Annotated in this window: 18 protein-coding genes and 1 pseudogene (1 of these 19 only partly in view); 16 read left to right on the top strand and 3 right to left on the bottom strand. The window is 43.0% G+C overall.

Annotation, left to right across the window (positions count from 1 at the left end):
* Window positions 1-210 carry the beginning of a DNA primase gene (locus CLV95_RS19035; RefSeq protein ID WP_107694840.1) on the bottom strand. Its footprint begins 273 nt before the window's first position, so the window shows 210 of its 483 coding nt (coding positions 1-210); its start codon is at window positions 208-210; its stop codon lies beyond the left edge, outside the window.
* A 326-nt stretch (window positions 211-536) separates the two neighbouring features.
* Here CLV95_RS19035 and eno point away from each other — a divergent pair, with 326 nt between their 5' ends.
* From eno to CLV95_RS01135, 16 genes and pseudogenes are all read left to right on the top strand, one after another.
* A complete protein-coding gene (eno, locus tag CLV95_RS01210) occupies window positions 537-1,835 on the top strand; it encodes a phosphopyruvate hydratase (RefSeq protein ID WP_002721586.1) in 1,299 nt (432 codons plus the stop codon).
* A 120-nt stretch (window positions 1,836-1,955) separates the two neighbouring features.
* On the top strand, window positions 1,956-2,411 hold the full coding sequence (locus tag CLV95_RS01205) for a septum formation initiator family protein (RefSeq protein ID WP_026054062.1): 456 nt from the start codon (window positions 1,956-1,958) through the stop codon (window positions 2,409-2,411).
* A gap of 18 nt (window positions 2,412-2,429) precedes the next feature.
* Window positions 2,430-3,023, top strand: coding sequence for an ATP-dependent Clp protease proteolytic subunit (locus CLV95_RS01200; RefSeq protein WP_002721522.1), 594 nt, complete (start codon window positions 2,430-2,432; stop codon window positions 3,021-3,023).
* Window positions 3,024-3,038: 15 nt separating this feature from the next.
* Entirely contained in the window at window positions 3,039-3,395 is a 357-nt protein-coding gene (locus CLV95_RS01195; RefSeq protein ID WP_002721615.1) for a hypothetical protein, read from the top strand.
* Window positions 3,396-3,416: 21 nt separating this feature from the next.
* A complete protein-coding gene (locus tag CLV95_RS01190) occupies window positions 3,417-4,430 on the top strand; it encodes a YheT family hydrolase (protein ID WP_026054061.1) in 1,014 nt (337 codons plus the stop codon).
* Between the two features lies 1 nt (window position 4,431).
* Entirely contained in the window at window positions 4,432-4,989 is a 558-nt protein-coding gene (locus CLV95_RS01185; protein ID WP_002721562.1) for a DUF4416 family protein, read from the top strand.
* Window positions 4,964-5,545: a complement regulator-acquiring protein LcpA gene (lcpA, locus tag CLV95_RS01180; RefSeq protein ID WP_002721652.1), complete on the top strand. Its 582-nt coding sequence runs from the start codon at window positions 4,964-4,966 to the stop codon at window positions 5,543-5,545. The genes CLV95_RS01185 and lcpA overlap by 26 nt, the downstream gene beginning before the upstream one ends.
* 182 nt (window positions 5,546-5,727) lie before the next feature.
* The gene (locus tag CLV95_RS01175; protein ID WP_002721567.1) at window positions 5,728-6,366 is read left to right on the top strand and encodes a TlpA family protein disulfide reductase; all 639 of its coding nucleotides are present in this window, start codon (window positions 5,728-5,730) and stop codon (window positions 6,364-6,366) included.
* The gene (locus CLV95_RS01170; RefSeq protein ID WP_002721524.1) at window positions 6,363-7,115 is read left to right on the top strand and encodes a type 1 glutamine amidotransferase; all 753 of its coding nucleotides are present in this window, start codon (window positions 6,363-6,365) and stop codon (window positions 7,113-7,115) included. Before CLV95_RS01175 ends, CLV95_RS01170 begins: the two co-directional genes overlap by 4 nt.
* Before the next feature lie 120 nt (window positions 7,116-7,235).
* Window positions 7,236-9,944, top strand: coding sequence for a preprotein translocase subunit SecA (gene secA, locus CLV95_RS01165; protein WP_002731875.1), 2,709 nt, complete (start codon window positions 7,236-7,238; stop codon window positions 9,942-9,944).
* 104 nt (window positions 9,945-10,048) lie between these two features.
* Entirely contained in the window at window positions 10,049-10,414 is a 366-nt protein-coding gene (locus tag CLV95_RS01160) for a hypothetical protein (protein WP_369746730.1), read from the top strand.
* Window positions 10,415-10,588: 174 nt separating this feature from the next.
* Entirely contained in the window at window positions 10,589-10,966 is a 378-nt protein-coding gene (locus tag CLV95_RS01155; RefSeq protein WP_002721537.1) for a hypothetical protein, read from the top strand.
* 150 nt (window positions 10,967-11,116) lie between these two features.
* Window positions 11,117-12,514 carry a TolC family protein gene (locus tag CLV95_RS01150; RefSeq protein ID WP_002731749.1) on the top strand — a complete coding sequence of 466 codons (1,398 nt, stop codon included), beginning with the start codon at window positions 11,117-11,119 and terminating at the stop codon, window positions 12,512-12,514.
* Between the two features lie 10 nt (window positions 12,515-12,524).
* A complete protein-coding gene (locus tag CLV95_RS01145; RefSeq protein WP_002731744.1) occupies window positions 12,525-13,526 on the top strand; it encodes an efflux RND transporter periplasmic adaptor subunit in 1,002 nt (333 codons plus the stop codon).
* Between the two features lies 1 nt (window position 13,527).
* The gene (locus CLV95_RS01140) at window positions 13,528-14,268 is read left to right on the top strand and encodes a hypothetical protein (RefSeq protein WP_002730670.1); all 741 of its coding nucleotides are present in this window, start codon (window positions 13,528-13,530) and stop codon (window positions 14,266-14,268) included.
* 5 nt (window positions 14,269-14,273) lie between these two features.
* Window positions 14,274-17,625, top strand: a pseudogene (locus CLV95_RS01135) (efflux RND transporter permease subunit).
* Window positions 17,626-18,442: 817 nt separating this feature from the next.
* Here the strand turns inward: CLV95_RS01135 and CLV95_RS01125 are convergent.
* Both CLV95_RS01125 and CLV95_RS01120 read right to left on the bottom strand, forming a co-directional pair.
* Entirely contained in the window at window positions 18,443-18,751 is a 309-nt protein-coding gene (locus CLV95_RS01125) for a helix-turn-helix transcriptional regulator (RefSeq protein ID WP_002721633.1), read from the bottom strand.
* 1,259 nt (window positions 18,752-20,010) lie between these two features.
* Complete coding sequence (locus CLV95_RS01120; RefSeq protein WP_002727159.1) at window positions 20,011-21,144, bottom strand: glycosyltransferase family 2 protein; 1,134 nt, start codon at window positions 21,142-21,144, stop codon at window positions 20,011-20,013.
* Between the last annotated feature and the right edge of the window lie 10 nt (window positions 21,145-21,154).

Genomic DNA, 21,154 nt, shown 5'->3' with positions numbered 1-21,154 from the left:
TTCTTCTTTCGTAAAGTATTGGTATTGGACTTCTTCGCTGGCGAGCGCAAACATTGCCTGAACGGCTAATTTTCTACTTTTGATTTTTTTAGGTAATTCGAGTCTTTCAATCCGATCCAACGTATGGAATCCGGCAACTGCTTTTTCATATTTGTTACGCTTTGCTAATTCGATGAGAGTTACGATGTCAAATTCTGAATTTTGGTTCATTCGGATTCCCTGAATAGATTGGAAAGAAGCTTAAAAACACTACGAAATCAGGCAACAGAGGGATGTCAATCTCTTTCTTGATTGGATTTGTGGAAAGCTTGATTTTGATAAATTGTTTCCTTTTGTCTATCAAGAAACCTGATCCTCTCGTTTGTGAATGGAATGGGGAATCATATTGATTTATATACTTAAGTCTCCAAAGTTTGGTCGTCTTTTGTTTCCCGCTTGATTTCTTTGGATATGGACCGTTTCATAATCCTAACTCCGAACAAAATCGCCAATCGCGAACATTCAACGGAAAACATACATAGATCTCAGGAAACAAAATGTCTCATAACTCTCAAATTCAGAAAATTCAAGCCAGGGAAATTATCGACTCTCGAGGAAATCCAACAGTAGAAGTGGATGTAACACTTATGGATGGTTCTTTTGGTAGGGCGGCCGTTCCTTCCGGAGCATCTACCGGAGAATACGAAGCCGTCGAACTTAGAGACGGTGATAAACAGCGTTATCTCGGGAAAGGAGTTCTCAAAGCGGTAGAGCATGTAAACGTAAAAATTCAAGAAATACTAAAGGGTCAAGACGCCCTGGATCAAAACCGGGTAGATCAACTGATGCTCGACGCAGACGGGACCAAAAACAAAGGTAAACTCGGAGCCAACGCGATTCTCGGCACTTCTCTTGCGGTAGCAAAAGCGGCTGCTTTTCATTCTAAACTTCCTTTATATCGTTATATCGGCGGAAACTTTGCCCGTGAACTTCCGGTTCCTATGATGAACATTATTAACGGAGGAGCGCACGCGGACAACAATGTGGATTTTCAGGAGTTTATGATTCTTCCTGTGGGGGCCAAAAATTTTCGTGAGGGACTTAGAATGGGGGCCGAAGTGTTCCATTCTTTAAAGTCGGTCCTCAAAGGTAAGAAATTGAACACCGCGGTTGGTGACGAAGGCGGCTTTGCTCCTGATCTTACGAGCAACGTGGAAGCGATCGAAGTTATTCTCCAGGCGATCGAAAAAGCAGGGTATAAACCGGAAAAAGACGTTTTATTGGGTTTAGATGCGGCTTCTTCCGAGTTTTATGACAAAAGCAAAAAGAAATACGTACTCGGTGCCGAAAATAATAAGGAGTTCTCCAGTGCAGAACTGGTGGATTATTATGCGAATCTCGTCTCCAAATATCCGATCATTACGATCGAAGACGGACTGGACGAGAATGATTGGGACGGCTGGAAACTTCTTTCCGAAAAGTTGGGAAAAAAAATTCAGCTCGTGGGAGACGATCTTTTTGTGACGAACATCGAGAAACTCTCCAAGGGAATAACTTCCGGAGTCGGGAATTCGATTCTCATCAAGGTGAATCAGATCGGTTCCCTCTCGGAAACTCTTGCGTCGATCGAAATGGCGAAAAAGGCGAAATACACGAATGTCGTGAGCCATAGAAGTGGAGAAACGGAGGATGTTACGATTTCTCACATTGCGGTTGCGACTAATGCGGGGCAGATCAAGACAGGTTCTCTTTCTAGAACGGATCGAATCGCGAAATATAACGAACTTCTGAGAATCGAAGAAGAACTCGGAAAATCCGCGGTTTACAAAGGTAAGGAAACTTTTTATAATCTATAAGAATGTTTTCCGATCATTTGGACTGGAAGTTCTAAGAGTCCATAAAAACTAAGAATTCGGTTCGAATTTTTGTGTGAGAATCGATTTCGGGAAAAAGGAATTTAGGAAACGGGATCAATGATGACTACTCTTTCGACAAAAGTCTTTTGGTTCTCTTGCTTTCTTGGCGGACTCTTCTATTTTGTCGTTCTGGGTGAATCCGGAATCGTAGTAAGGTCCCAACTTGAGGAATCTCTTGCATCCCTACGGCTGGATGTGGAAAGACTTACCTACGAAAATCGACAATTGGAAGAGAAGCAGAAGATTTTAAAAAACGATCAAGTGGCTTTGGAAAGAGAAGCTAGAAGGTTTTATCTTTTGAGCGAAAACGCTCATATCGTGAAATTTCGGGAAACTTCGAACAATAACGAACTGAAACCCGTTCTGGCTTCCAGATTGAATGCATTTCGTCCCGGAAAACAATTTCCGCTTCCTCCCATCCATTTTATTCGGATTTTCTACGCAATCTTCTCTAGTTTTACTTGTATTGGAGTTTTCATAAAAATGAGGAAGAAGAAACTGGACTTTACCAACTAATAAAGGAAAGGTTCAGGAATGCCAGAAATAGAAAAAATCACGGAAGTATTCGAAGAACTCACAGGAAGTAAAATTTCCAAAAAATTCCTCGACCACAGAAAGATTTTTCTTTGGGGTCCGGTAACCGACGAATCATCCAAAGACTTGGTCGGAAAACTTCTCTACCTGGAAATGAAAGACCCGGGTAAACCCATTACGTTTTATATCAATAGCCCCGGCGGTGTCGTCACTTCTGGAATGACCGTATTCGATACGATCAAAATGATTTCTTCTCCCGTTCACACAGTTTGTATGGGAATGGCGGCTTCTATGGGTTCGGTTCTGCTTGCGGCGGGAACAAAGGGAGAACGTTCCATTTGGCCGAACGGAAAAGTGATGATTCACCAACCGAGTATTGGAGGACAGATCGTAGCCCCTGCTACCGATTTAAAAATCCACGCCGAAGAAATTCTCAAGACAAAAGCGAAGTTGAATCAGATTCTTGCGGACGCTTGTGGACATCCAGTTTCTAAATTGGAAGAAGACACGGACCGTGACTACTACATGGATGCGGAAGAAGCGATCCAATACGGGATCGTAGACAAACTCGCTACAAAAATCGATTTTAATTAATCGGAATTTTTTCCCTTGTCTAAGACGTTATCCTTAGAGGAATTCTTAAAAGAATTTTTAACTTCTCCGTATCAGAAAGGAAGAAATCCGAAAGAGGATCAAAACTTAAGCGAACTCTTTCTGGAATTTTCTTCCCTTTTATTTTTAGAAGGAGAAAAAGAGACTCAGGAAGAAGTTCTCATCAAGGACATCGGCTCCTTTGAACTCGACGAGTTCGTAAATTTTTATCTTTCCGATATGCACCCGGACGACCCGGCCATCGTAAAACGGGGAGTTGATTTTCTAAGAAGGCTTCATAAGTTCGCGAAGAAAACCTCTCGTATCGACAAAGAACAGATGGAAGATTGGGACGAATTTTTTCAGGGAATCTAATCGGAACGTTAGATGTCTTTTATGAGTTTCCAATCCTTCAAACCGAAACGATTCTTTAAAAGCGGACATCTTCAGACCGTTTACAGTACTTTCTTTCCTCCCGAAAATCACCTCAGAAGTAAGTTTTATTTTGAGGATATTCTCCTGCAACTTTCGGATAATTCGGGAGATGCTCTCTGGTTGGAACACAATCCTCCGATCGCTCATTATTCTTCTTCAGGTCCGGTTTGGAACGGAATTTATCTCGTAATGATTCACGGAATGGAGGGAACTTCCGACAGTGCATATCTAGTGAGCCTCGCGCAGAGCGCTTTACTGAGAGGTTACGGGTGTGTTCGAATGAATCTCAGAAACTGTGGGCGAGGTCAGGGATTTTCCAAGGGAACGTATAACATCGGTCAAACGAAAGACGTTCAGGACGTGATCGATTTCGTTTGGAAGAAGTTATCTCATAGGATTTTTCTTTCCGGTTTTTCCCTTTCGGCGAGTCTCGTCTTAAAGTATCTCGGAGAAAAAAGAAATCACAAAGTGGAAGCTTTTTCTTCCACAAATCCTCCTTTGGATCTTTTCAAAGGTTGTAAATTTATTGATTCGAGGAAGGCAAGATTTTATAGGAATCGTTTCGTGTCGGGATTTCGTAAAAAAATCAAAAACAAAGTCATTCAACTTCCACCCGAACTAGAAAAAAACGCGTTTCGGGTAAAAACGTTCTTCGAATTTGACGATCAGGTTACCGCTCCGTTTTTCGGATACAAAGGGGCAGTTGAGTATTATCAAGACTGTTCGAGCATTCGATACATTCCTAACATCCGTCATCCGGGAATCGTAATCCATTCGGAAGACGATCCTGTCGTTCCTCCATTCGATTGGGAAACGATTTGTTGGGATAAACTTCCTCAAATCCAAACCATTCTCAGTCCCAAAGGCGGACATGTGGGATTTTTGACGGATCCCACCCCGGAAATTCCGGATGGAAGGTGGTTGAATAAAATAATTCTGGATTATTTCGATTCGAAAACGAATTCTGGGAGTTGATTTGGATTCCTCAAAGAAGAATACGCCTATCAAGGGAAAATTGGCCAAACCACCTGGAGCTTCTTTTTTTATCGTGGTCGTTTACGAGAATGCGGAAATCTTCTATTCTATCAAAACAAAGACCGAAAAAAAATTTTCCGCAACTTTGTATGAAAGTAACTCAATGCCTGCTTGGAAGGATCCGGAAGAGGAACTTTGGAATCAGTCTCCTGGAAGACACACTAAAATCCTTTCCTTCAAAAGAAGAATTCATAGGGAAGAACTTCCTTCCATTCAGAAAGAATGTCTCTCGATTCAAAACGCTGCAATTGAAAGAGATAGGGGCGTTCGTATTTTTCCGGGATATCTTTGCAACCATTCCGTCGTGATTTCGAGTATCCAAGACGATTTCCATAGGATTTATCTATTCAACGGAGTGTATGCCGAAACGGTTTACAACTATCAAAAACAAAAAATGGTCTATCGTGAAACGGCGCCTTCCTTTTTCAAAACGACGGAAGCGGTTTACTTTTTTACGAGTTTAAGAGAATCCTATGTTCAGAATATCAGTAAAACATAATATTGTTCCTTTTGCATTCTTATTTCACTTGTTGTCTTTTTCGGGGGCCTGTGTTCCCGTACAACTGGAAATAACTTCCGTCACTCTCTGCGATCATTTCAATCGTTCGGGGGAGTGTCTCGAACCTGTGGAAAAGGATCATCATTACAAGGTGGAAATTCCCCACATCAAAAAGCCGGATACTTGGGAAAAGTTTGCGAACTACCTTTACTTTCATGCGAGAGAAACTCCCGGTTTTCTCATTCGGTTCAATCGAAAGTTGACTCCTTCCGAGTCCAGGGCGATTCAGGATTCTTACTATGCGACTATGAGTTTTTCAGGGACCGTGGAACGGATGGAAGGGTTTGAAATAGGGGAAGATTGGATCGGCTCGTTTCAATATTTAGGTTCTATCATTAAGAACAAATTGAAAAAAGAAAACCGTCTCGGTTCTTATCCTTATACAAATATGATTTTTCCCGCGGAAGTGGAGTTCAAGTTCAATTCCTCTCTTTTTGAAGGAGGAGAAAAGACAAAGATCAATTTAAGCTATATTGTACTTCCTCCGGAAAAGTGATGGAAAAAAATTATCTTTGTTTTTCATTTTGAAAGTTGAAGGTCTATTTAGAGAATAGGCGAGCGTCTTTCGATTAAACCGGTTTTCGCAAAGGGGAGTAAAAAAAGATAATTCGATAGAAAGGATACCTTCGATTTTATTCCTTGAATTTCCATCTGTTAGGCTTTCTTTTGGTATTATCCATGAACTCGGAACCCCATTTCCGTATCATTTCTTCTTTTTTCTTAGGAAGTTATATCTACTTGATGAATCGGATTCTTCTCTGTTTTGTTTTCTGCATATTGACGGTTCATTGTACATTGTCGGAACAACCCAATCTGGGGATTCATGAGTTCCAAGGAATTACTTTGGACGGAACACTGGTTCGGCTTTCAGAAGTCGAGGCGCCTCGGTTGGTCTTAAACGTTTATGGGCCGAATTGCGTTCCTTGTATCAAAGAAATTCCCGCTCTCAACTACCTTTATCAGGATATGCAAAAAGATCCTAAGATTCAATTTTATATGGCAGTGGATCCGACTTTGTTTTTTGATGAAGCGGAGACGATGTCGGAAGAGGAATTATTGACCAAGGGGATTTTTTTGGTCAAGGAAGAAATTCGTAAGTACGGAATCCAAGTTCCGACGCTTCTTATGAAAAAACCGTTTCGGGTAAGTAGAACGGGTTCTATCGTTACGGGGACTCCTGAAACGCTTCTTTTTAAAACGAAACCTTTTGTACTCTATTATAATTTTATCGGACCGATCAGTGAAGAGGCGAACCCGCAAAGGTTAAGCGTGGATCAAAAAGTCCTTTTTTTCAAAAGAATGGCGGGATCTTCATGAGGAGTTTGATCGTTCGATTTAAGGATTGTGAGGGGCCTGGTATTCTACTCGATTCCTTAAAGGAAAGAAATTATAAAATCACCTATCACAATGCATACGATTCGAGGGTAAGGCCGTTTCCCGACGCACATTTGGTTTTCGATTTGATCGTTCTTCTCGGAGGACCTCAGTCCGTTACGGATCCGGCACTCGTTCCTTTCTTCGAGCCTTGGTTAAATTTAGTACGTTACACGGCATCGATGCCTAATCGCAAAGTGATCGGAATTTGTCTCGGTGCGCAAATTATTTCCAAAGCGCTTGGTGGGGAAGTCCGACGGGGTGAGAAAGGACCGGAAGTAGGTTTTTACGATGTTCAGGTTCAGGAGCCTACTCATCTTGTATTCGACGGAATCACTTCTTTTCCCGCGTTTCATCTTCACGAAGATATCTTTTCGATTCCACAAGGGGCAAAACATCTTTTAAAGAGCGAAATGTATTCCAATCAGATGTTTTCCTTTCAGGATCGAATTTTCGGAATTCAGTGTCATATGGAAGTTACGGCTTCTATGCTCAAGGTGTGGCGAGTGGTACATTCAGATTTTATCCGAAGTTGGGTTCCCGGACCTGACACGGAGATTTTGAGGTCTCAAATGGAAAACGTCGGGCGAAGAGTTTTCGCAGCGATCCTCGATCTTACACCCGATTCTACAGTGGATCGGTCCGCTTTCATTCCGCAAAGCCCCGACTTTGTTGCGGCCGAAAACGGATGATCAAACTTAGAGGAGTTTGGGAATCACGAAAGGTCCTTTGCGGACTTCTTTCGGATCGGGTTTGGACTTGATAATCTTAAAAGAAATGATTCAAATGATAGAATATACGGAAAAATGAATATGATTCAGAACATTCTCCGGGTGATCCTCGGAAGTAAATTCGAACGAGACTTAAAGAAACTCATCCCGATTGTCGGACAGATCAATTCTTTGGAAAAAGAAATGAAAGAGATGAGCGATTCTCTACTTTCCTCTCAAACGCAAAAGTTTCGCGAGAGGATCGCTCGGGGAGAATCTTTGGATTCAATTCTTCCCGAAGCCTTTGCGACGGTACGGGAAGTTTCCTTGCGCACGATGGGAATGAGACATTTCGACGTTCAAATGATGGGAGGAATCGCTCTTCACAGAGGAAATATCGCCGAAATGAAAACCGGGGAAGGTAAGACTTTGACTTCCACTCTCGCGGTTTATCTCAATTCCCTCGCGGGCAAGGGGGTTCATGTAGTCACAGTAAACGACTATCTCGCAAAGAGGGACGCGAATTGGATGAAGCCGATCTACGACTTCCTCGGGATTTCCGTGGGAGTGATTCAACACGATATGGACCACGAACAAAGGAAGATTGCTTATTCCGCGGATATTACGTACGGAACTAACAACGAATTCGGTTTTGATTATCTGAGGGATAACATGGTTTCCCACAAGGATCACAAAGTTCAGAGATCCCATTTTTTCGCAATCGTGGACGAGGTCGATTCGATTCTGATCGACGAAGCAAGGACCCCTCTGATCATTTCGGGTTCTTCCGACGAGACCACCGATAAATATGTTCGTATCAATAAGATTATACCTAAGTTGGTCGCAATCGAAGATTTCGAGGTGGATGAAAAGGCGCGTAACGTTCTTCTTTCCGAAAAAGGGGTTTCCCACGTGGAGGAAATTCTAGGGATCGAAAATCTATATGCTCCGGAAAACGTGGACCTTGTGCATCACGTTCACCAGGCTCTAAAAGCGCATAAAATCTTTCAGAAGGACGTGGACTACGTCGTTCAAAACGGAGAGGTTATCATAGTGGACGAATTTACCGGACGTTTGATGGCGGGAAGAAGATATTCCGACGGACTTCATCAAGCTCTTGAAGCCAAGGAAAGTGTTACAATTGCAAAAGAGTCCCAGACTCTCGCTTCGATTACGTTCCAGAATTATTTTAGAATGTACGACAAACTTGCCGGTATGACGGGAACCGCAGACACGGAAGCGGAGGAATTTAGGAAAATCTACGATCTGGATGTGATTGTAATTCCGCCTAACGTTTCGGTTCGGAGAAAGGATTCCCCCGATCGTGTATATAGAACTGAAAAGGAAAAGTTCGACGCAATTCTTGCCGAAATTCGGGAACTCCAATCCAAAAAACAACCGGTTCTCGTGGGAACGATCTCCATTGAAAAATCGGAGATGCTTTCTAAAATGCTTTCATCCGCGGGAATTCAGCATAACGTGTTGAATGCGAAATTTCACGAGCGGGAAGCGGAGATCGTCGCCAATGCGGGAAAACCGGGAGCAGTTACGATTGCAACGAATATGGCGGGAAGGGGGACTGATATCGTTCTCGGCGGCGCGCAGCTTTATAAAGAGAATCTAGAAACCTGGAAGGACGACGACGATCTTGTCAGGCGGTTTAAGGAGTCGATTTTAAAACAGGAATTGGACAATGCGGAGTTGCTGATTCGGGAAATGGATTCTTCTGTTAAACAAAAACGTGCATCTGAAATTCTCGAGTCTGTCAAGATCTGGAAAAAAAATCACGAAGACGTTTTGGCTGCGGGAGGTCTTCATATCCTCGGAACCGAGAGGCATGAGGCGAGACGGATCGATAATCAGCTCCGAGGCCGTTCCGGCCGTCAGGGGGATCCTGGCTCCAGTCGTTTTTACTTATCTCTTCAAGACGATCTTATGAGAATTTTCGGATCGGATCGAATCTCCGGACTTATGAAATGGGCGAATATGCCGGAAGGACAAGAGATAGAAAGTAAAATGGTGAGTAACGCGATCGCGCGCGCTCAGAAGAGAGTGGAAGGGCATAACTTCGATATCCGGAAACATCTTCTCGAATACGATGATGTAATGAATCGCCAGCGAATCGTAATCTACAAAATGAGAAACGAAGTTCTCGAAAACGAGGATATCTCTTCTTTGATTTTGAGTTTTATAGAAGAGGCGGTGGAGAATCAGATTGTTGCTCACTGCGAGGGGAATAATCCTTCCAGTTGGAATTTGGATTCTTTAAAAGAATGGCTGGAAGGTCTTGAGCTGAACTTAGAAATCAACGAAGAAGATTTCAAAAAAACCAAAAACCCTCAACTCGCTCTTTTTGAAAAAGTGAATGCGGCTGCGAAACAGAAATACGAAGATAGAGCCGAAAGGATCGGTAAGGATATTTGGAAACTTCTGGAAAGAAATATTTTTTTGGACATCCTAGATCATCGTTGGAAAGAGCATCTTTATTCCATGGATCATTTGAGAGAAGGAATCTGGACCGTAGGTTATAGCGAAAGAAATCCTCTCGTGGAATATAAACTTCAAGGTTTTAGAATGTTCGATGTGGCGATCGAGAATTTGAAAAACGAAGTCGTAAACTTTCTTTTTCGTGTGGAAGTATCGGAAAATTCCAAACTACCGGAAGAAAGGCGGGAATATAAAAAAGTAGGGCAAGAAGTTACTGGAGGATTTCAAGAGCTTTCGAGTGGAACTCCCAGTCCTACGGTAACTGTTACGACCAGTTCGGGAGGAGGGACCGAAAGAAAGACAAGTCGGAGACGAAAGCGCTGAAGCTTCGTATTATTACGTTTATTTTGGTTTGTGAATTGGGAATTCTGAGTTCCTGTACCACTGCGCCCCAAAAGGAATCGGTGAAACAGATCTACGCCGATTGTATGGAAACTTTCGGAGATCGGGAAAAGTGTGAGAAACTTGTTCTCAAGCAACTGATCGGTCCTGAAAAAACGGAGGAATCTTCTCAAACGAACCGGGCCTCTGAACTTGTCGCTTTGGATCCGGAAATCGAAAAGAGCCTTAGATTGAGATCCGAGATCAAAAATACCTTACAGGGACAAAATAGAATTTTTGTGAAGGAATTTTTAGGAAATCCCGATCGGATTCAATTTAGAACCAACAGCATCGAAGCCTTTGTTTATACGAGACCGATCAGTCGTTACAAGCCTGGTGCAAAACCGGATTTGGAAATTAGGGTTTTAATGCGAAATGGAACGGTAGTGCGTGTAGAGCACGTAGCCCCATGACTTATTAGAATCTATTTCAAAAATAACTTATCATGCCACGAACCTCGTTCCAAGACAAAGTGATGGATTTTCGAGAAAGGACCCTATAAATCCCAGTAATAGTATTATCTTTTTAAATATTAAAAATCGAAAAACGTTTGTAAGCCTAAACCTACTTTAGAATTGTGGGACTTAATGAAGGTCCGTTGGATCCATCGATTCCTGATTCTTGTTCTGACCACGGTAATCGTATTGCCGTGCGAGGAAGATGGAACCTTTGATCTTGCATTTCTAGACGTTCGAGGTGGAGAAATTCATTTCGCTCTTGCGAAAAAGATTCAAAATCAATCGCATCGTAAAACGCGTTCCGAAATTCAATCCGGTATCGAAGCTAAAGATCTTGTAGTTTGTCTAAGAGGACGTTACGACTTTTTAGATCTCGTATTCTCCGGTTTTTTCGAACTTTCCAAGACGGAAGTTCACTTCTTTTCCGGAAAGTTCAGCGCACCTAAGACTCATTTTAGTTATTTATTATCTTCTCTCCTTCTGAATTTACCACCTCCAACAGCTTGATTTTCTTCTTCCGGATTACATACTTTCCGGAATTCAAATGTAGATAATTCTTTCGTCACGAATTGGATTCGTACGCAAGGAAAAGGGAAAATAAATGCAAACGCGTAGAATTGTACACTGGACCAGCAAACAATCATTCTTGAGAAGCCTATGAGAAAGATTTTTACGTTTTTACTTCTTTTATGGATGGTTCCGATTCTATCGGAAGGGGGCAAGACCGGAGCCGATCCGGGATTGGGAATTCCCGAATCTCCGAACCAATCTCCAAATCCGATCCAACGCGAGGTGGTTGCAACACCGGACAAAGAAAGAACTTTGGATTTGAAAACCGCGGAGGAGAAACTCTGGAAAAACAACTTACTTCTCCTTGCTTCACGCTTTAACATAGACGCCCGCAAGGCCGGAATCGAACAAGCCGGACTTTATGCGAATCCGAACATCTTCATCGATCAGAGTATTTATGCGGAGCCGACGCAACGTTATTTCGATTTTACCCGCTCGGGGCAAACCGTCGTTCAGATCCAACAGTTATTTTTGCTCGGAGGTAAGATCGGGAAAAGAGTTCGAGTCGCCGAACTCAACGCGAGAATGGGGGAACAGGAGTTTTATGATCTTGCGCGGGAACTCGTAACGAAACTCAGAAAACTTTTCTATGCGATCTACTACTATAGACAAGCGATTTCCTTTTACGATCAGAGTTTGGAAGCCTTGGGAAGAACGGTTACTTCCGCGGAAATGGGTTATAAAAGAAGGGCGATTCTTCAAGCGGAAGTACTTCGTCTAAAGGCTCTTTATTTCTTTCTCAAAAAAGAAAGAGAAGAATTGAATATTCGAATTTTGGAAAGAGAAGCTGATCTTCGTGTTTTGTTAAATGACGATTCTTTCCGAAGCGCGGACGTGAAAATCGTTCCGATGATCGTTGAAAATCAGCTCGACAATCTGGAACCGGGAAAGTTGAAAAGGGACGAACTCTTGGAACTTGCCCGTAATAAAAGGCCGGATCTTAAAAAAGCGATTCAGGCTCTTCGATACGAAGAAGCCAACTTGGAATTACAACACGCAAATGCGATTCCTGATCTTGCTTTCGGTCCGATGTACAATAGAGGGGGAACGGCCTTCCAAAACTATTGGGGAATCACTGCTCAGTTGAATATTCCGATCTTTGATAGAAACCAGGGAAACATCAAAGCGTCGGAAAAAGCCATTCTTTCCAGAAAACAGGAACTCAAAAACACTCTTTTGGAAGTGGAGAACGAAGTCGCCGTTTCCATCGAAACCGCGAGACTCAAGGACGAACTTTACAAAAAGTTCAGAAACACGTATACGAAGGAATACACGGATCTTTCCAAGGACATGATTCTCAGTTACGAAAAACGTTATATTACGATATTGGAATTTACGGATTTTTTCGAAACCTACCGTTCCAGCGTTGTGGAAATGCTAAAACTGCAAACCGATCGAATGGACGCGATAGAAGGAGTTAATTTCTCCGTAGGGCAGGGAGTTCTTATTCCGAAATTCTCTGATCCTGTTACGGAAGAAAAGTGAGGAAGCCGATATGAAGATACATTTTACTAGAAGAACACTTTTAATCGCCGGAGCGGCCGCAGTCATTGCAATCGTTTCCATTGCTATCTTAGCCTTATCGAATAAGGGAGATAAGAAAACGAAACTACCTCCGAGCAAGCCGATCGTTTCGGAAAACGGGGAAAAGATCGAGTTTAAGGAAAACAGTCCGGGTCTTGAAATTATCAAAACGAAGGAGATCGGAAAGGACGGAGAATTCATCAATGTAGACGCTCCTGCCCGTCTGATCGCTTCCACTTCTCCCTCGGTAAGCGGAGATGAAAGAATCATTCTTTTTGAATCCTCTGATCTGAACGATCTTTACGTTGGTTATGTTCACTCTCGAAACAGTTTTGCCCGTTCGATAAAAAATTACGAACGGATCAAGGACATGTTCAAACATAGAGTGGCGACCGAAAAGGATCTGATAGAGGCCGAAACACAGCAGAACAACGATCAGGCGGAACTCGCGGAATACGAAGGAAAACTTCGTGCGGTCGGTTTGAATCCGGCTTTGCTCGGAAAATCGGGCGCGCAGAGCGCTTGGATCATCAGCGACGTTCCCGAATCCCAACTTTCCAAACTCAAAAAAGGAAAACGGGTCAAAGTCCGATTTTCCTCTTTCCCGAGCGAAGAATGGACCGGGACCGCCGAGGCCCTTGGAGACAACGTGGATCCTATGACGAGAACGGTTAAAGTTCGTATCGTGATTTCCAACACGGGATATAAACTCAAACCGGGAATGTTCGCCAACGTGAAATTTCCAGAAGACACCGCCGGAGATACGGTTGTTGTTCCTTTTAATGCGATCGTGACCGTGGAAGGACAAAATTACGTTTTTGTGGAGGAATCTCCGCACGAGTTTGTCAGACGTGAAGTGACTTTAGGTATTTCTACCATAGATCGTGTAAACGTAATCGAAGGATTGTCCAAAGGTGACAGAGTTGTCGTTCAAGGTTCGATCCTTTTGAAAGGGCTGAGTTTCGGTTTTTAATATGAGAAAATTGAAATTCTTAGTCCTACTTATAGCATTAGGGTTTTTGAATGTATCTATTCTGGCCCAAACTCAAAAATACAACTCCGATCCTAAGTCTGATGATCCTTCCCCCGAGTGGATGGAAGATCCGGATAAAAAGACCAGAATCGGTAAAGAAGAATCGGGTGAGGATATTCTCAAAGGAAAACCTCTTCCGAAATCGACCAACTTTCTGGTTTACGGTGCGAGCATCGGCTCTCCGGGAAGTATCAACCTCAATCTTGGCTACTATTACAAGGATGTTGTTCTGCGCGTTTCCGGAGGGAAATGGAACTCTCATTGGTGGGGAGGTCAGGTGGATATCGGTTATAGTTTTTGGAAAACTCCCGTGATTGCACATAGTATTTCTCTTGTATTCGGAAAGTTTCAGGTAGATCCGTTCGAGTCGGAAATCGGCCGGGGTGGGCAGAATTCTTATCCGTCCGGCTCTTCCTTTCCCGGTTATACTCATAGAGATCCCACCTACGAGGATTTGATCATTCGTTCGTATGTAACGGAACAGTCTTCCGATTTGGCCTTATATCTCGAATACGAAAGCCGTGACAGACAAAAAGTACATTTGAATCAGCAATACGTGGGACTTACCTACGATTTTTTGCTCGGTAATTTTTTCCTCCAGGTCGGAGGCGGAATCGGCAAGGGGGATTATAAAAATCCTCAGCTGCTCATCCAAGTCGGCTACTTATTCGATACGAGATAACATCCATGAAAGTTTTAAATTTACTCATTGAAACGGCGCTTCGTTACAGATTTTTCACGTTAGCCGCGGCTACATTATTATTGGCGGTCGGGGTTTGGTCCTGGCTTGATATTAGAAAAGAAGCATATTCGGATATCGCAGACACTCAGGTTCGTCTCGTCGCAAAGTTTCCGGGTAAGGCCACGCTGGAAGTGGAAGAAAGGGTAACGATGCCGATCGAGCGCGTTCTTCATTCCACTCCGAACTTGATCGTAAGAAGATCCAGAACCATCAACGGTCTTGTGGTGTTTCAGTTCGTTTTCGAGGAAGGAACGGACGACTACTTTGCCCGTATGCGTTTGATGGAGAAAGTCCGCGACGCGGTCATTCCCGAAGAAGTCACTCCAACTCTCGCACCGATGAGTTCTCCTGTGGGCGAGGTGTATCGTTACGTGGTCGAGTCTACTACGGGAAATCATACTCCGATGGAACTCAGAACCATCCAAGACTGGATCGTGATTCCGAAGCTGCTTCAGGTTTCCGGGATCGCGGATGTCGTGACGTTCGGAGGTTTGCCGAAACAATTCCATGTCGTGACTTCTCCCGAAAAACTGATTCGGTATAGCGTGACCGTTGGGGACGTGATCGACGCGATCAAAAGTAATAACTTGAACACGGGCGGTAACTTCCTCTTACAAGGGGAACAATCATTGCCGATCCGTTCTTTGGGAGCGATTAGAACTCCCGAGGACATCGAGGACATCGTCGTCAAAACAGTAAACGGGGTTCCGGTTTTCGTAAGAGACATCGGCTCCGTGGAAATTTCACATCCGATTCCGAGCGGTGTTTTGGGTTATACGGTCCAAAACGATCAAGAAGGTTTGATCGACGTCGATTCTGCGGTGCAGGGACTGGTCGCGATGAGAAGATGGGTGGAACCGAACGCCTTCGGGGATCGAGTCCGTGCCAAAGTCCAAGAGATCAACGATCGTTATATGCCGGACGGCACAAGACTTCGGAATACATACGACCGAGGAGATCTCGTAAAATACACTCTAAGAACGGTGGGAACCACCTTGCTCGAAGGGATCGCGGTTGTGAGTTTGGTGGTGATCTTTTTTATCGGAAGTTTGCGGGCCTCGATTGTGGTCGTAGCAACGATTCCGTTTGCACTTTTGTTTTCGTTTACGATGATGAACGCTTCCGGAATTTCAGCGAGTCTTTTGTCACTCGGCGCTGTGGACTTCGGGATCGTCGTGGATAGTGCGGTGGTGATGGTGGAAAACATCATGCGCCGTTATAAAAATGCGACCCCCGCCGAAAAACAAAAAGGAATCATTCGTTTCACATACGACTGCGCGACCGAGGTGGGAACGGAAGTTTTGTTCGCGATTCTCATTATCATTCTTGCCTATCTTCCGATCTTCTCTTTTGAAAGAATCGAAGGACGTCTCTTTAAACCAATGGCGTTCACGTTGTCCTTTGCGATCTTCGGAGCCTTATTATTTACGATGACGGTCGTTCCGGTTTTGATGTCGTATTTTTACAGAAGATACTTCGAGTCGAAAAATCCGGGACCGATTGAATGGCATAACCCCGTTTACGAATGGGTGGAACGAAAATACGAAAAGATCGTACATTTTCTCGTAGAACGTTCCAAACGGGTCGTTACGATCGCGTTCACGGGAGTTACTGGGCTTTTGATCGTCGGTATGATGTCTCTCGGAACGGAATTTCTTCCTTCTCTAGACGAGGGGGGGATTTACTCTGCGTCTGTATTTTCCCGTAGGGATTTCTCTTCCCGAAGCGAAAAAGTTCATTCCTAAGATTCGAGGGATGATCTACAAAAACGAACAAGTCAATATGATTCTTTCCCAGTATGGAAGGAATGACGACGGAACGGACCCGCTTCCTCCGAACCGGTTGGAAGTCTATGTCGGTTTAAAGGATTATAAAAATTGGCACGAAAAGATCACCAAAGAACAACTTCTCATCCGAATGCGGAACGATCTTGAGGAAGGATTGCCCGGTGTGAAGGTGAGCTTTTCTCAGCCGATTATGGACAACCTTTCCGAGGCGATCATGGGAACGATCGCCGATCTTGCGGTTTTCGTATCGGGACAGGACTTAACGGAGATGCGTCATATCGCGCAGCAGATTCTGGATATCGTTTCCAAGATGAAAGGAGCAAGCGAATACGGAATCGAACAGGAAGGTCCGGCTCCTCAACTTGTGATCCGTCTCAAACGGGCCATAGCGGCACGTTACGGAATCAATATCAGCGATATTCAGGACGTGATCGAGGCGGCGGTCGGGATGGAACCAATCAGCTATTTGTACGAAGGTCCTATGGACACTCCTCCCAAAGAAAGAGCGTTATTCGGAATTGCTGTTCGTTTTGCAAAAGACTATCGTCAATCTGCAAGAGAGATCGCAAACATTCCGATTATTTCTCCCAAGGGGGAAAGGATCCCTCTTTCCGAGCTAGCGGATATAACGCAGGAAGATTCTCCGACGATGATCTTTCGACAGGACGGAAAAAGAACGATTACGGTTCGTTTGAATGTGCGCGGACGAGATCAAGGCGGTTTTGTTTCCGAACTTCAGGAAAGAGTAAAGAAGGAAGTGAAGATCCCGGAAGGGTTTGAAGTTCGCTATGGAGGACAGTACGAAAACCTCGCACGGGTTGGTAAGCAGCTCGCGATCGTGATTCCAGTCACGATCGGAATCATTTTCGGACTTCTCTTTATGTTGTATCGAGATCTCAGATCCGTGATTGTTGCGCTTTCTTGTATTCCTCTTTCTCTTTTGGGAGGAATCTACGCGCTTCTTGCTCGAGGATATTACTTCAACGTTTCCGCTGGTGTGGGTTTTATTTCCCTCTTTGGAATCGCAACGATGGCGGGAATTTTGTTTGTCTCTAAGGCGAATCACCTGCGGCACGACGATATTATGATGTCTGTCAGAGAATCCGCGATTCTTTCCGCGGTCACTCAGCTTCGACCTCGATTGATGACGATGTTACTTGCGTTATTGGGACTAATTCCCGCGACGATGGCATCGGGTGTAGGTTCCGACGTGCAAAGACCTCTTGCGACGGTGATGGTAGGAGGTTTGGCATCTGCGTTGTTTTTGGTTTTAACCGTGATGCCGAGTCTTTATATTCTCATCATGGGAACCGAAGAGGATCTGAAAAAAGGTTCGCATTCCGTTTCCAAGGGCTCAAGCAGCGGGGATTATGCTTCACCTCATCCGGAGTCTGAAATTTATTCCACGATTGATTACGATGATGAGCCCGAAATTTCCGTCGATAATGAAAAGAGCGGAAAAAAACAAAAGTCCGTCAAAGTAAAAAAAACGAAGAAGGGTCGGGCTTAGGTGCGTCTCAAAACCTTAGAAAGTAGAAACTACTACAATAGAGTTTTTGAAAATTCCATAGTTCAGAGGAACGAAACTGCTTCGATCGACCGTTTTCATAAAACAGAAACGGACGGAGAATTAATTTTTCAACAACTCTAATTTTAAACGATACCCCAAGCCAATACAATCTGCAAGTCGCCACCTGTTCGTTGTATTTCGAACTGAGTGGTGATTTTATGTGGTTTTAAATTCTCGCCTAATGTTCCCCATTTCGATTTGTCCTAAAACGGGAATTTATCCGGTAAGCTCTTAAAAATTAAGCGATGTGGATTTCGAATAAACGAGGCTGCGGTTCTCGTAAAATCCACAACCTTCAAGTAGTTTGAATAGTAATATCCAGAGAATGAAGAAGGATTTCCCAGTGAAATTTTCTCTTGAGAAATTCGATTGCTCAATAAATTGCTTCTATTTACTACTTCGTAACGGATCTTGTTTGCATTTTGTTTTTGGAATCGACAAGATTTTTCTTGGATTCCTTCCATAAGTTCTTATGTTCGAGTCCGATCGATTGTTTGCAAATCTCATCTTCAAAAAATGGTGAGTTTTTCGACTTCCAAAAATTTTTTAAGCCGCTTTGTCGGAAATAAGGAATGTAATAACGATACGTAGTTTACTCGAAGGTGTTCTGCACTGAATCAGTATCCGCTGAAGGAATAAAAAGTGGGCTGATTTATCAACGGAAACAAAAAAGACGATTTTGAAAGAGAAAAGGAAATAAAAATCTTCGGTTCAAAGAAAAAGAAGAAAGAATAAATCGTATAAAGATGACGTAAATTTAAAATTTAGAACGCTTTTTTTTGCGTTTACCGCTTGCTGCTTTGAGAGTTTTGGATTTTTTCTCGGAACCTTCCGGCTTTTCATCGAATTGAAAGTAAAACTCGAAGGATTTTCCGAGAATTTTATAGATTCTCCAGAATTCAATGACGTCGAGTCGTCTTTCACCGGATTCGATTTTGGAGATATAAGATTGAGGTTCACCCAAACGTTTTGCAATCTCAAGTTGAGTGAGGTCTGCGTTTTTTCTAGCGGCGATTAGATTTTTACAAAAGATCTTCGCTTCTCGTGAATGTAAGGACTTAAACAAAACGAGATAATTCTACATCCCGGAATGGAATATGCCAAAACGGGATATTTTTATGGCAAACACACGGTTCTGTGCCGGATTGATTCTCTTTGAAACTTTTAAGATTATAGAATGGCGCAATTGTAAACTTATAGAATGGATTTCAATTTACTAAAGCGAAAAGCAATTTGTAATTCGGTTTAAAAAGTAAACCCTTCCGAAAGTTCAAGTTTTTGCTTTCCCTATAAAATTCAATTCGAATTTAAAAGAAGTGTAGGTTGATTTTTAAAGTCTGGTACAAGAGTATTATCCTTCGTCTCTGAAAATGAGGAAATTTTCCTTTTTAAAGCAATCTCTCCGGTTCAGAAAGTATAAAGCTTGCGCGATTCTATAAGTGAAAAAGAAGTTCCAGTCTATACCGAAAAAAAATAGGCATTTATGTTCTAACTATGCGTAACTTAGTTTGAATATAGATTAACGTGAATTTGATGTAAACAAGTTTGGCCGAATCGTCGCAAATCTCATAGTTGAAACGCTTTCATAAAAAGCGTTTCAACTGAGTTTTTCAAACTAAAATGCTGCCCTTTCCTATCGAGCGATTCATAAAGAGCGAGATGCTGAGTTTCCTCGAGCGATTCATAAAGAGCGAGATGCTGAGTTTCCTCGAGCGATTCATAAAGAGCGAGGCTTGAGTTGCATGAAGATTCTTAGTGAAGCTAAGAACTCGTCTCAAAACCTTAGAATGTAGGAGCTATTACAATTTTTTAAACGACAGGAAAAAACCGTCAACCTGAGACGGTTTCTGTAGGAACTCCCACATTCAGGAGGATTGGTGACAGTGTCGCGGTAATGTTGCTCTGACAGAAGACCGTTTTGGGACAAGCTTTTAGTTCCTTCTATTGCTTATCTTGCTTTGTGGTAAATGCTTCGGATCTCTAACCTACGGTTTTTCAAGTCCAGAAGGGGCGCCATTTTGTCTAAGGAGGATTTTGGAATCGTAAAATCTAAAACACATTTTTTTAAGTGTTCCGACAAGAATGAGGTTTTTTACTTGCAAAAAGTATGATCTTCTGATAGAGAAAAATTACCGGTATCTATGTATAATGCTGTAATTCTAAATGTGCAATTAAGTGAAGATCAAATTTCAAACGCTCCGCGTAATCAGGCCGGATATTTTTTGTGAAAGCATTTCGTGTCGCTCTATTTTTCAACTAACGTTGAAAGACAAATTTGAAACGCTCCGCGTAAATTTGTCTAACTCGCTCACTATGGATCGCTCGTTATGTTCTTTTTAATAAGTGAGCCGTAATCGTTTGTCCGATTAAATTCAGGATTTGAACGCTAAGGAAACTTATCATTAAAATTTCTTTTTCCAAATCGAGAACTTGAAAGGAATTTTTCCACCATCGGAACAAGATGAACGCGAAAAGTAAAATTACGAATAAAATCATCCTCGCTGAATACCAGAAAAGAAGATCCTCGGATAAGAGATTTAATCTGGAATAAAAACTTAACTCGGGTGTTTTACGAGCCGCGAGAAACAAGCCGATCGCCCAGATCGTCTGTCCGAATGTCGCTACCAGAAGGAAAACGGTGAGAGAGTGGATCCCGAAGATATGGAAGGGGCCGATTGCAACGATTCCCGTAAAATAACCCAAAATCGTAAACGCCCAGCCGATCCAGAAAAGTATAAGGCCCGTGTAATAAAAAAGCTGTTGAGAATGAATGAGAATCTGCAGAAGATGCCTCATGCCGTCTCTCCAAGTTCTCAAATGAGGAACTCTTCCTTCCACGTCCGGATACAAACTGATCGGGACATGGGAAAGTTTGACTCCGCTTCGAAGCGCTTTCACGAGCATCTCGGATGCGAATTCCATTCCGGTACTTTCAATTTCCCATTCCAGAAATTTTTTTTTCAAAAAGCATCGAAAACCGGAATTTGCGTCTTTAACACGATTTCCCTTTTTAGAATATAATAAATTGATAATCCAATTGATCACCGGAGTGCCCAGATAACGGTGTAAGAACGGCATTGCCCCTTTATGAATCGATCCGTCTAGACGGGAACCGATTACGAACTCCGCGCCCTTTTCCATCTCTGCAAGAAGCGCTGGAGATTCCAGGAAGTCATAAGTGTCGTCCGCGTCCGCAAACAGAACGATTTCTCCACTTGCGTTTTTGATTCCGAAATTGAGCGCTGCCCCGTATCCTCTTTCTTCGCAATGAACGACTTTTGCGCCGTATTTTTTAGCGATTGATATCGATTTATCTTCGCTTCCGTTATCGGAGACAAGAATTTCCACATTGTATTGTTTTAATTCCTTTTTGAGCCGCGCGAGTTTTTCCAAAACGAGAGGAAGAGTTTTTTCCTCGTTCAAACAAGGGATTACGTAAGTGACGTTCTTTTTTTTCATAGTTTTAGAT

It is taken from the genome of Leptospira borgpetersenii serovar Javanica (assembly GCF_003046425.1).
Taxonomy (GTDB): Bacteria; Spirochaetota; Leptospiria; order Leptospirales; family Leptospiraceae; genus Leptospira; species Leptospira borgpetersenii.
Note: the sequence above shows the minus strand (reverse complement) of the source record. Positions and strands in the feature narration are given on the sequence as shown.

Coding starts and splice junctions, on each gene's coding strand:
- CLV95_RS01170 (WP_002721524.1), top strand. CDS start 6,363: ATGAGGAGTTTGATCGTTCGATTTAAGGATTGTGAGGGGCCTGGTATT.
- lcpA (WP_002721652.1), top strand. CDS start 4,964: ATGTTCAGAATATCAGTAAAACATAATATTGTTCCTTTTGCATTCTTA.
- CLV95_RS01120 (WP_002727159.1), bottom strand. CDS start 21,144: ATGAAAAAAAAGAACGTCACTTACGTAATCCCTTGTTTGAACGAGGAA.
- CLV95_RS01140 (WP_002730670.1), top strand. CDS start 13,528: ATGAGAAAATTGAAATTCTTAGTCCTACTTATAGCATTAGGGTTTTTG.
- CLV95_RS01175 (WP_002721567.1), top strand. CDS start 5,728: ATGAACTCGGAACCCCATTTCCGTATCATTTCTTCTTTTTTCTTAGGA.
- CLV95_RS01160 (WP_369746730.1), top strand. CDS start 10,049: ATGGAAACTTTCGGAGATCGGGAAAAGTGTGAGAAACTTGTTCTCAAG.
- CLV95_RS01205 (WP_026054062.1), top strand. CDS start 1,956: ATGACTACTCTTTCGACAAAAGTCTTTTGGTTCTCTTGCTTTCTTGGC.
- CLV95_RS01150 (WP_002731749.1), top strand. CDS start 11,117: ATGAGAAAGATTTTTACGTTTTTACTTCTTTTATGGATGGTTCCGATT.
- CLV95_RS01145 (WP_002731744.1), top strand. CDS start 12,525: ATGAAGATACATTTTACTAGAAGAACACTTTTAATCGCCGGAGCGGCC.
- CLV95_RS01155 (WP_002721537.1), top strand. CDS start 10,589: ATGAAGGTCCGTTGGATCCATCGATTCCTGATTCTTGTTCTGACCACG.
- secA (WP_002731875.1), top strand. CDS start 7,236: ATGATTCAGAACATTCTCCGGGTGATCCTCGGAAGTAAATTCGAACGA.
- CLV95_RS01190 (WP_026054061.1), top strand. CDS start 3,417: ATGAGTTTCCAATCCTTCAAACCGAAACGATTCTTTAAAAGCGGACAT.
- eno (WP_002721586.1), top strand. CDS start 537: ATGTCTCATAACTCTCAAATTCAGAAAATTCAAGCCAGGGAAATTATC.
- CLV95_RS01200 (WP_002721522.1), top strand. CDS start 2,430: ATGCCAGAAATAGAAAAAATCACGGAAGTATTCGAAGAACTCACAGGA.